The organism is Variovorax paradoxus, assembly GCF_030815855.1.
Lineage (GTDB): Bacteria > Pseudomonadota > Gammaproteobacteria > Burkholderiales > Burkholderiaceae_C > Variovorax > Variovorax paradoxus_M.
The window spans coordinates 943,967-952,917 of the sequence record NZ_JAUSXG010000001.1 but is presented as its reverse complement, the minus strand read 5'-3'; the positions used below and the strand labels follow the sequence as shown (position 1 = coordinate 952,917).

Below are 8,951 nucleotides of genomic sequence, written 5' to 3'. Positions count from 1 at the left end.
GAGACGCTCGTCTCCACGCGCGTCAACCGGCCGCGGTTTCGGTGGTCGTCGGGTGCTGTTCCTGCTGCGCCATCCATTCGCGCAGCGAGCGGGGTCGCATGTCGGTCCACGTCTCTTCGACATAGGCCAGCGCGGTCTTCTTGTCGCCCTTGACGCCGTCGACCGCGGTCCATCCCTTGGGCACGGCCTTCCAGTGCGGCCAGATGGAATACTGGTCTTCGTGGTTGACCAGAACGATGAAAGTCTCGTCTTCGCGATCGAAGCAGCTCGTCGACATGGATACGTCCTTATGCGGTTGAACAGATTAAAGCGATTCGGCGACCCGGCGGGTCATCTCTTCGCTCCTCTGATCAACAAGACGTTTCAGGACGCGATCTGTTCACTCCGAGGAAGCGGTGGGAGGCACCAGCCCCGCGAGCAGCCACAGGCGGGCCGCCTTGTCGTAGGCTTTGCGATGCAGCGGGTCGGCCAGAAGCCAGGCCGTCATCTCGGCACGCGCGGCCGCATCGAAGCTGTCGCGGTCGTGCTCGCGCTGCACCCATTGCCATGCGGCGCTCCAGTTAGGGTCGTCCTGCTCTTGTGTCATGCGTGGAGTGTGTGGCATTGCGCGGCAGCACCATGCGTCGGCGCTAAGGCTTTTACCTTACCCCAATCTCGCACGCGTTCGGGGTTCGATCGTCCAGCCGCTCAATCGTCGTCGAGCAAGCGGCCGCATTGCTTGATCGCCTGCGCCGCTTCGGAAATCAGCCCGTTCACCAGGCCGAGCGCGCACCCCAGGCGCAGTGCGATGTCGCGCTGCGTGAGGCCTTCGAGCCGATAGAGCTCGAACACCAGCCGCGTTCGCGCGGGCAGCCCCGCCAGCACCTTGTCGATCGCGTGGATGGCCTGGCGCTCGCGCATCAGCCGGTCCGGCGAAGGCGGTCCCGCCACGTCCAGTGCCTCCACGTCGACGTCGAAGGTGCGGTAGTTGGCTTCGACGGTATGGCGCCGGCAGCAGTCGAGCGCCACATTGCGCACGACCTGGCAGCAATAGCCGATCGGCCGGTCGGCCTTGCGCACGCAGGGGCCGTCGGCAATCTTCAGATAGGCGTCCTGCACCACATCGTCGGCGAGCTCCGCGGTGCGGACGATTCTTCGCGCCACGCGCAAAAGCTGCGGACGGTTCGCAATGAAGACCTCGGCGAGCGTGGGCTCGGAAAGAGGCATCGACAGGTCGACGGGCTCCCTCATCATGCGAGGCGGGGCGCGAACCGCCCGAAAGAACGTTGGCAAGGCTGCAGACACATGAACATGAGGGAGGTACTCCTGAAGTGCTCAATACAAATGAGAATTATTACTACTTGTGGATACAAAAAAGCCCTATTCCCCAACCCTTCATGCTCCATACCCAGTAGACGTTCGAGCACGCCAAAGCGAGACAGCCCAGCGACGATTTCACGCAACCAAACGTTCGGCGATGTTCGGCCGGTTGCATGACAGCCCGATGATCGCGCCCGCCCCGCATCTAGAATTCCGCCCCTTCCCCACCTCCCTGCGCTCCCGATCCCTCTCATGAACATCGTCGTCAACGAAGAACTCAAAGCCTATATCGATCCATTGACTCCGGAGGAACACGAGGCGCTGGAACGCAGCATCCTCACCGAGGGCTGCCGCGATGCGCTGGTGCTGTGGGGCGACGTGCTGGTGGACGGCCACAACCGCTACGGCATTTGCCAGAAGCACGGCCTGCCGTTCCAGACGGTGCAGAACACGCGCTTCAAGTCCATCGAGGACGTGCACCTCTGGATGATCGACCAGCACCTCGGCCGGCGCAGCATTTCGGACTTTCTGCGCGGCGTGCTGGCGCTGCGAAAGAAAGACATCGTCGACGAGCGCCGCGCGCGCGCACTGGCCGACACGGCACCGTCGGATGACGGCGCGCCCTTCGACGCCGACACGCCCGCCGACGGATCGTCCGCCGACAACGCTTCGGCCCTGCCCCCGCCCGCGCCGCTCAGCAGCCGCGAAGCCATCGCACGCGCCGCGCGGCTCAGCAGCAACCAGGTGGTGATGATCGAAAAGATCCAGAAGCAGGCCGCGCCCGAACTGGTGGCGGCCGTGAAGGCGGGCGTGATTTCCATCAACACCGCGGCGGCGGTGGCCAGCCTGTCCGCCGAAGAACAGGTTTCCGCGGCGAACGCGGGCAAGGACGAACTCAAGCAGGCCGCCAAGCGCGTTCGCGAGGCCAAGCGCAAGCCGCGTGAGGAGCCCGCCGAATCCGCTGAATCGAATCCCGCCGATCAGCCCGAAAAAAACCTTGACGCTCTCCAGCTGCTGGAGCAGCGCGTGGCCGAACTCACGGCCGAGAACGAGGCCTTGCGCAGGCAGATCGCCGAACTCGAGGCGCAGTTGGTGAACTGACCGGCCGGGCAGGGTTCGGCCGGCCCAACCACCTACAGCCGGATCTCGGTGATCTTCGCGCCCGACAGCGAGACGCCGGCCTCGAGGCCCACGTTGGTCAGCACGAAGCCGACCACGGGCTGGCGCAGCGTATTGGTATCGATGCTGCCGTTGGCACCGAATGTTGCGGCGGCCACGGTGGCATCGGCGCCGGCCGTCCACCCGTTGCTGCTGCGGAACTTGTCGAGCGCGGCCCGCGTGGTGAACACGTAGATCACCGCCTTCGACTGCGCGCCGGCCTGGAAACCGATCGAACCCGCGGTGGTGCTGTAGTAGGCCTGCGTGCGTCCGTTCACGCGCAACGCGCCGCGGCCGTACTCGGCGCCGATGCCCATGCTGGCACCGACCACGGCGGGAAACACCAGCACGCCGCTCGAGGAGGCGACCAGTTCGCGCGAGCCCCTGGCGGAGTCATACAGCTTGGACAACGCGGCGTCGACCTGGGCGTCGATCGAAGCGCGCGACGATGCGCTGCTTGCCTGGTCGCCAGGCCGCGTGGTGGTGCAGCCCACGGCCGCAATGCCGCCGACTGCAACGGCGCACGCGAGAGCAAGGCTGCGGAAATGGATGGATCGCATGGCGTTCTCCTTTACAAGACACGCAAGAACCGATGAACGAGCCGAGTGCTTTCGTGGCACCCGGCGGCCTGTTCGACCCATGCTAGTTCCGCAAAATCCCGCCGGAAACGGCTTGCGAAAATGGCCTACGCGAAGTCAAGCCGTCGAAGAAGCCCGGGCTGCGGGCTGAAAGAAAGCAAACCGGCTCAGCGCCGCTGCGCCGGCAGCTTCCCGAGCGATTCTTCAAGGAACTGAAGCAGCGCCTGCACGCGCGCCGTACGGCCCTGCCGCGTGGGCACCAGCGCGGCAACGGGCGCACTGTCGAGCGACCAATCCGGCAGCACCCGCACCAGGGTTCCGCGGGCAACCGACTCCGCGGCATCCCACTCGGAGCGAAGCACCAGGCCGAGGCCCTGCTCGGCCCACTCGCGCGCCACGGTGCCGTCGTTCGAGGTGTAGCTGGGCACGATGCGCACCGTCTCGCGCGGTTTCTGCCGCGGCGCGGCATCGTCCACCTTTGCCTTGCCCGAAGCCTTTGTCGCGGGCCGGTGAAAATGCCACAGCGTCACGTCTTCCTCGTTCTCGCGGATGCTGATGCAGCAGTGCTTCAACAGGTCGCGCGGCTCCTGCGGCGTTCCATGCGTGCGCAGATAGCCTGGGCTCGCGCACAGCCAGCGTTCATTGAAGGCGAGCGTGCGCGCCACCCATGATGAATCGCGCACCGTGCCGATGTGGATCACCACGTCCGAGTCGTGCCGGTCGGGCCACGGCGTTTCCCGCAAGTCAAGCTGCAGCCCCAGCGAGGGATGCAGCCGCGCAAAGCGGGCCAGCATCGGTGCGATGCGCTGCCTTCCATAGCCGAACGGCGCCGCAATGCGCAGCGTGCCGGTCAGCCTGCGGTCGTTGCGCTGGAACGATTGCGGCAGCGCCTCGAGGCCGGCCAGCAAGGCCGCCGCTTCGTGGGCGAAACGCTCGCCCTCGGGCGTCAGGCTCAGGCGCCGCGCCGTGCGGACCGCCAGCGCCACGTCGAGCATGGCCTCGAGCTTGCGCAATCGCATCGACAGCGCGGGCGGCGTGACGTTCAACACACGCGCGGCCGCGCTCAACGAGGGCGCCTGCGCGAGCGCCGCGGCAAGCTGGAGATCTTCGATGCGGAGCATTCAGCCGGGCTTAACGATAGTTGCAGTTTCATTAAACCACGCAGCCCCCTCGGATGACTACAGTCGACCGCATGAACACACCATCACCCCTTGCGGCGCTCGGCACGCCGGCCGCCCTGATCGACCTGCCGCGCATGCAGCAGAACATCGGCCGCATGCAGGCGCGCATGAATGCACTCGGCCCGCGTTTTCGCCCGCACGTGAAGACCACGAAGTGCACGCCGGTCGTGCGCGCCCAGCTTGCCGCGGGAGCGCAGGGCATCACGGTTTCCACGCTCAAGGAAGCCGAGCAGTTCTTCGCCGATGGCATCACGGACATCCTCTACGCGGTGAGCATGGCGCAGCACCGGCTGCCGCAGGCCCTCGCGCTGCGGCGCAAGGGCTGCGACCTGAAGATCATCACCGACAGCCCCGCTTCCGCCGGCCTCATCGCGGAGTTCGGCCGCATGCACGGGGAGGTGTTCGAGGTCTGGATCGAGATCGACACCGACGGTCATCGCTCCGGCATCAAGCCCGAGGAAGCGGCACTGCTCGAAGCAGCGAGCGCGCTGCAGGCCGGTGGCATGCGGCTCGGCGGCGTGCTCACGCATGCAGGTTCGAGCTACGACCTCGACACGCCAAAAGCGCTGGCGGCCATGGCCGAGCAGGAGCGCGCGGGCTGCGTGCGCGCGGCCGAGCGGCTGCGCGCCGCGGGCCTGCCCTGCCCCGTCGTCAGCGTCGGCTCGACGCCCACCGCGCTGTCCGCGCAGCAACTCGACGGGGTGACCGAAGTGCGCGCCGGTGTCTATGTGCTGTTCGATCTGGTGATGAAGAACATCGGCGTCTGCACCACGTCGGACATTGCGCTCAGCGTGCTCACGACGGTGATCGGCCACCAGGCCGACAAGGGATGGGCCATCGTCGATGCGGGCTGGATGGCCATGAGCCGCGACCGCGGCACGCAGAAGCAGAAGCGCGACTATGGCTACGGCCAGGTCTGCGGCGCCGATGGCGAACTGATCGACGGCTATGTTCTGAGCGGTGCCAACCAGGAGCACGGCATCCTGTCGCGCGGAGGCACGCCCGACACCGGCATTGCGGCGCGCTTTCCCATCGGCACGCAGCTACGCATCCTGCCCAACCACGCCTGCGCCACCGGCGCCCAGTTTCCCGAGTACCACGCGCTGGCGCAAGATGGAACATTGACAACCTGGAGCCGCCTCCACGGCTGGTAGCAAGAACATGACAAGCACCGTTCAACCCATCGCGCCGCAGGGCCTCGCCGCGCCGGGCGGGCACTACAGCCACGCCACCGTGGCCAACGGCTTCGTCTTCGTTTCCGGGCAACTGCCGATTGCGCCGGACGGCAGCAAGCTGGCGGCCGCCTCCTTCGAAGAGCAGACCCGGCAGGTGCTCGACAACGTCAGGGCCGCGCTGCAGGCGGCCGGAAGCGGCATCGATCGCCTGGTGCAGGTCCGCGTCTATCTCGACGCCATCGAGAACTGGCCCGCGTTCAATGCGATCTACGCCGAATGGGCCGGCGATGCACGGCCGGCCCGCGCCATCGTGCCGACGGGGCCGCTGCACTTCGGCGTGAAGGTCGAGGTCGAGGCCGTCGCCACCGTCTAGTGCCGGCGCCGGTGTTGCCGATGGCATACTGGCGCGCCGTTGCAATGGCCGCAGAAAAGGCTGCATGAATGAGAGCCTTGGCCCGCCCGAAGTACCTCAAGGGGAGCGCCATGAAACATTCGCGAGATGCCGTGTCTGCGCCTTCGCAGCGACCCTCGAACGCACGCGGATTTTCCCGAGGCGCCCCGTGGAAAGAGGTGCTTCTCTTTCTCGGCTGGATGGTCGTCTCGGCGCTTCCTTCCGCAGCCGAGGAAGCCGGGGCGCAAGGATGCAGAACAGCACCCAACGCAGGCCTTCCCCGCCTGGACCGCAGCCATGTGCGCGACGAGTTCCGCATCTTCTACACGCTCGAAGGCGAGCATGCCCTGCCGGATGCCCGCGATGCCAACCGCAACGGCGTGCCCGACAAGGTGGAGGACGTGGCCACGCAACTGGTGGTGGGGCGCCGCATCTTCTCCGAGATCATGGGCCTCACGCATCCGATGCGGCAGCCGCGCAACGCGCGCACCGGGTCCATCGACGTCTTCCTGGTCAAGATGGAGAAAGGCAACGGCCGCTCCTACGATGAGGCAACGAACTACCGGCTCGGAACCGACGAGCCCGCGGGCCGTTGCGCATTGCGCATCGACCTGCTGAACAGCCACGCGAACCAGAACGCGACACCGATCCACGAGCTCTTCCACCAGTACCAGTACGGCTACACGATGTTCAAGGCGCGCTGGCTGCTGGAGGGCACCGCGCGCTGGGCCGAGTACGCCTTGCGCACCGGCGTCGGCCCCGAGCGGCCGCTGCCCGGCACCTTGCCGGCCCTGCAAGCGCAAGTGTTCTCCGAAAGCTATGCAGCCGGCGCCCTGTGGAACCGTCTGGCCACGCTGCTGGACCCCGACGGCCGCCTCAAGCTCCCCGCCGATCTGGCGCGGACAACCTATGTCGACGGCAGCCTCGTGATCCATGACGACCAGCTGCGCGGCGCGGCTTTCATGAAGGCGCTGTTCGAAGCGCTCGGGCCGCTCGATCGCCAGGTTTCCGCGCGCAACGGCTGGGCCACGTTCGGGTGGAAGGAGGAAGACCAGCGCTCCCCCGCACACGATGCCGAGATCTTCCGGCAGGTACTGCAGGTGGTGCGTACGCAGACCGCGCGCCCCGGTGCGATCGCCGCCGCCGCTACGACGGCAGAGATGGAAGCCTTCCTCGCCCTGCAGTCGGCCCTGCATTGATGTGATGGGCGCCGTTCTCGCCTGTCTGCCGATCTATCGCGTGCTGATGGCCCACACGCCGGGCCATGCGATGCTGGTGGTCGGAGCCGTTCTGGCATCGCAATTCGGCCTGCTGCTGACACTTTGGCTGCCCTGGAAACTCGTGGCCATGCTCGCCGGCAGCTATGTGCCCACGCTGCTGCCGCAAACCGTCTCCGCGCTGCCGCAGAAAACCCAGGTCCTGCTTGTCGGCGGTGTCATCGCGGTGGCCTATGCGCTGCATCTGGCGGCCGAGAAGCTGATCGACGGGCTGTGCGAACACGGCGCGCGGCAGCAATGGCGTGCCAGCAACAAGACAGGCTTGTTCAACAACCAGTCGAAGACGGCGCGACAGGCCTATCAGCGTTTGCTGCGCAGCATGGCCGCGCTGGTTTTCGCCGGCCTGGCCATGGCGGCCCTGGCGGTGCTCTACCCTCCGCTGTTGCTGCTCTCCTTGCTGTGGTGCGGCCTGGTGCTGGTGGCGGTCCACCTGTCGATCACGTGGCGGCCGGGCCTGTCGCACGCGTTGCGCGGTTCGCTGAACAGGCTCATGGGCGGGTTCGTGCAGGGAGGATTCTTCTGCGCGCTGGCCTGCGTGGTCTGGCAATACTGGCGCGACGCTCTGCCGCCGCTGCAAGCGGTGTTGGTGGCATTGATTCTCCTGCGGCAAGCGCTGCAGCAGATCGCCCACCTGGTGCTTCACCTCTTCGCGATCGACCGGCAGCGCAGCCAGGTGCAGGCGCTGTTCCTGCCTGATGTGCAGTGGCAGGCTCCGGCGGCAGCGCGCAGCCCGTTCGACGAGTTGCTGGAGCCGGCGCGCCGCGAGCAATGGATGCGCGAGGTACTTCGTACGCAGCTCGCGTGGCCGCTCGATCACACCCGGCTGGACGTGCAGACCCGGACCATGGCCGACGGCCACATCAAGGCGCTGTTCGTGAAAGTGCTCGACGCCGACGGTGCCGTGAAGCAGGGCTTTCTTTTCAAGCTCTTCGATCACACGCGCGATGCGGCCGCTCAACAGGAGGCCGATCTCCTGGGCCTCGGCGCCTCCGGGCTGCCGTCGTTCGAATGGCTGGCGAGCGTGCGTGTGAGCGGCTATGCCTGCCATGCGATGCGCTGGAACCCGCAAGCCCACCGGAGCCAGGGGATGGAACATGCGCGAGGCATCGCTGCATTGCGCATCCGGTTGATGGCCTTCGAGCCGCCGGAGGCGCTGGTGGAACGATACCGCCGCTCGCGCGCCGTCCTGCCCGAGCGGCTCTCGCAGCTGCGCTTCGATGCGCTCGCCCAGGCCGCGGCCGACAAGTCCCAGGCGGGCGATATCGAGACGCTGCGGCTCGCCTGGCCCACGCTCCTGCAGGCATTGCAATCCATGCCGCTGCAACTGGTGCTGCCCGACCTCGCCAGCAACGCCGTGTTCAGGGAGGAAGACGGCAGCTTCCGGCTCCATCACTGGGCCGACTGGCGGCTGGAGCCGCTGGGCGCCGGCTGGCCGCTTTCGCGGCGGATCGGCATCGATCTGGACCATGCACTGGCACAGGCATCGGCCCTGCGCGCGCTCCCGGCAGGAGTGACCGCACGGCGCGCCGAACTCGCCGCCCGGCTGCATGAATTCGAGCGCCGCCATGCGCGGCAGAACTACCAGGGCGCGGCCAACATGGTGGCCGGCCTGCTGCGCTGACCGGACGCGCGGGCCGGTTAGTCCCGGACCGCGAACCCGTAGGCCGCAGCCTTGCGAAGCGCGAAGTCGGCGATGTCCTCGCGGTAGGTTTCCTCAGGCCTGCGCCCCGCCGCGGCGCGCGCGGCGAAGTCCGCAAGGAAGTCCTGCGCCCACTCTTCGTAGAGCTTGTAGCGGTTGCGGTTGTCGCCCGGGTAGTGCCTGGGGACAAGCGCTTCCGCGATGTCGACCAGGGGCACGATCAGGTCGAATTCATGTCGTTCGCGCATGCATC

The 8,951-nt window shown here is 67.0% G+C and carries 11 protein-coding genes; 5 read left to right on the top strand and 6 right to left on the bottom strand.

The genetic code is table 11. The features are described 5' to 3' along the window. Positions 1-22: 22 nt before the first annotated feature. The 3 genes from QFZ42_RS04505 to QFZ42_RS04495 form a co-directional block, all read right to left on the bottom strand. Positions 23-277 (bottom strand): MbtH family protein, encoded by a 255-nt coding sequence (locus QFZ42_RS04505; RefSeq protein ID WP_307699802.1) that lies wholly within the window; start codon positions 275-277, stop codon positions 23-25. Between the two features lie 102 nt (positions 278-379). Next, positions 380-586 carry a DUF4880 domain-containing protein gene (locus tag QFZ42_RS04500; RefSeq protein WP_307699801.1) on the bottom strand — a complete coding sequence of 69 codons (207 nt, stop codon included), beginning with the start codon at positions 584-586 and terminating at the stop codon, positions 380-382. Between the two features lie 101 nt (positions 587-687). Further along, a complete protein-coding gene (locus QFZ42_RS04495; protein ID WP_307699800.1) occupies positions 688-1,233 on the bottom strand; it encodes a sigma-70 family RNA polymerase sigma factor in 546 nt (181 codons plus the stop codon). Between the two features lie 318 nt (positions 1,234-1,551). Here QFZ42_RS04495 and QFZ42_RS04490 point away from each other — a divergent pair, with 318 nt between their 5' ends. Then, positions 1,552-2,400, top strand: a complete 849-nt coding sequence (locus QFZ42_RS04490; protein WP_307699799.1) for a plasmid replication/partition related protein — start codon at positions 1,552-1,554, stop codon at positions 2,398-2,400. Positions 2,401-2,432: 32 nt separating this feature from the next. Here QFZ42_RS04490 and QFZ42_RS04485 read toward each other — a convergent pair whose 3' ends face one another. Both QFZ42_RS04485 and QFZ42_RS04480 read right to left on the bottom strand, forming a co-directional pair. Further along, positions 2,433-3,017, bottom strand: a complete 585-nt coding sequence (locus tag QFZ42_RS04485; protein WP_307699798.1) for a BPSL1445 family SYLF domain-containing lipoprotein — start codon at positions 3,015-3,017, stop codon at positions 2,433-2,435. 185 nt (positions 3,018-3,202) lie between these two features. Then, a complete protein-coding gene (locus QFZ42_RS04480) occupies positions 3,203-4,156 on the bottom strand; it encodes a LysR family transcriptional regulator (RefSeq protein ID WP_307699797.1) in 954 nt (317 codons plus the stop codon). A gap of 71 nt (positions 4,157-4,227) precedes the next feature. On the opposite strand from QFZ42_RS04480, the gene QFZ42_RS04475 reads away from it, so the two are divergent. The 4 genes from QFZ42_RS04475 to QFZ42_RS04460 all read left to right on the top strand — a co-directional run bounded on the left by QFZ42_RS04475 (position 4,228) and on the right by QFZ42_RS04460 (position 8,680). Continuing rightward, on the top strand, positions 4,228-5,370 hold the full coding sequence (locus QFZ42_RS04475) for a DSD1 family PLP-dependent enzyme (RefSeq protein WP_307699796.1): 1,143 nt from the start codon (positions 4,228-4,230) through the stop codon (positions 5,368-5,370). Between the two features lie 7 nt (positions 5,371-5,377). After that, positions 5,378-5,764 (top strand): RidA family protein, encoded by a 387-nt coding sequence (locus QFZ42_RS04470; protein WP_307699795.1) that lies wholly within the window; start codon positions 5,378-5,380, stop codon positions 5,762-5,764. 110 nt (positions 5,765-5,874) lie between these two features. Continuing rightward, a complete protein-coding gene (locus tag QFZ42_RS04465; RefSeq protein ID WP_307699794.1) occupies positions 5,875-6,981 on the top strand; it encodes a hypothetical protein in 1,107 nt (368 codons plus the stop codon). Between the two features lie 4 nt (positions 6,982-6,985). Then, positions 6,986-8,680, top strand: coding sequence for a hypothetical protein (locus QFZ42_RS04460; RefSeq protein ID WP_307699793.1), 1,695 nt, complete (start codon positions 6,986-6,988; stop codon positions 8,678-8,680). Positions 8,681-8,697: 17 nt separating this feature from the next. Here the strand turns inward: QFZ42_RS04460 and QFZ42_RS04455 are convergent, their stop codons facing one another. Further along, positions 8,698-8,946 carry a hypothetical protein gene (locus QFZ42_RS04455; RefSeq protein ID WP_307699792.1) on the bottom strand — a complete coding sequence of 83 codons (249 nt, stop codon included), beginning with the start codon at positions 8,944-8,946 and terminating at the stop codon, positions 8,698-8,700. Positions 8,947-8,951 lie beyond the last annotated feature (5 nt).

Bases quoted from the DNA above. Each gene is read 5' to 3' on its own strand.
- QFZ42_RS04470 (WP_307699795.1), top strand. From the start codon at position 5,378: ATGACAAGCACCGTTCAACCCATCGCGCCGCAGGGCCTCGCCGCGCCG.
- QFZ42_RS04485 (WP_307699798.1), bottom strand. From the start codon at position 3,017: ATGCGATCCATCCATTTCCGCAGCCTTGCTCTCGCGTGCGCCGTTGCA.
- QFZ42_RS04460 (WP_307699793.1), top strand. From the start codon at position 6,986: ATGGGCGCCGTTCTCGCCTGTCTGCCGATCTATCGCGTGCTGATGGCC.
- QFZ42_RS04475 (WP_307699796.1), top strand. From the start codon at position 4,228: ATGAACACACCATCACCCCTTGCGGCGCTCGGCACGCCGGCCGCCCTG.
- QFZ42_RS04480 (WP_307699797.1), bottom strand. From the start codon at position 4,156: ATGCTCCGCATCGAAGATCTCCAGCTTGCCGCGGCGCTCGCGCAGGCG.
- QFZ42_RS04455 (WP_307699792.1), bottom strand. From the start codon at position 8,946: ATGCGCGAACGACATGAATTCGACCTGATCGTGCCCCTGGTCGACATC.
- QFZ42_RS04500 (WP_307699801.1), bottom strand. From the start codon at position 586: ATGACACAAGAGCAGGACGACCCTAACTGGAGCGCCGCATGGCAATGG.
- QFZ42_RS04495 (WP_307699800.1), bottom strand. From the start codon at position 1,233: ATGATGAGGGAGCCCGTCGACCTGTCGATGCCTCTTTCCGAGCCCACG.
- QFZ42_RS04505 (WP_307699802.1), bottom strand. From the start codon at position 277: ATGTCGACGAGCTGCTTCGATCGCGAAGACGAGACTTTCATCGTTCTG.
- QFZ42_RS04465 (WP_307699794.1), top strand. From the start codon at position 5,875: ATGAAACATTCGCGAGATGCCGTGTCTGCGCCTTCGCAGCGACCCTCG.
- QFZ42_RS04490 (WP_307699799.1), top strand. From the start codon at position 1,552: ATGAACATCGTCGTCAACGAAGAACTCAAAGCCTATATCGATCCATTG.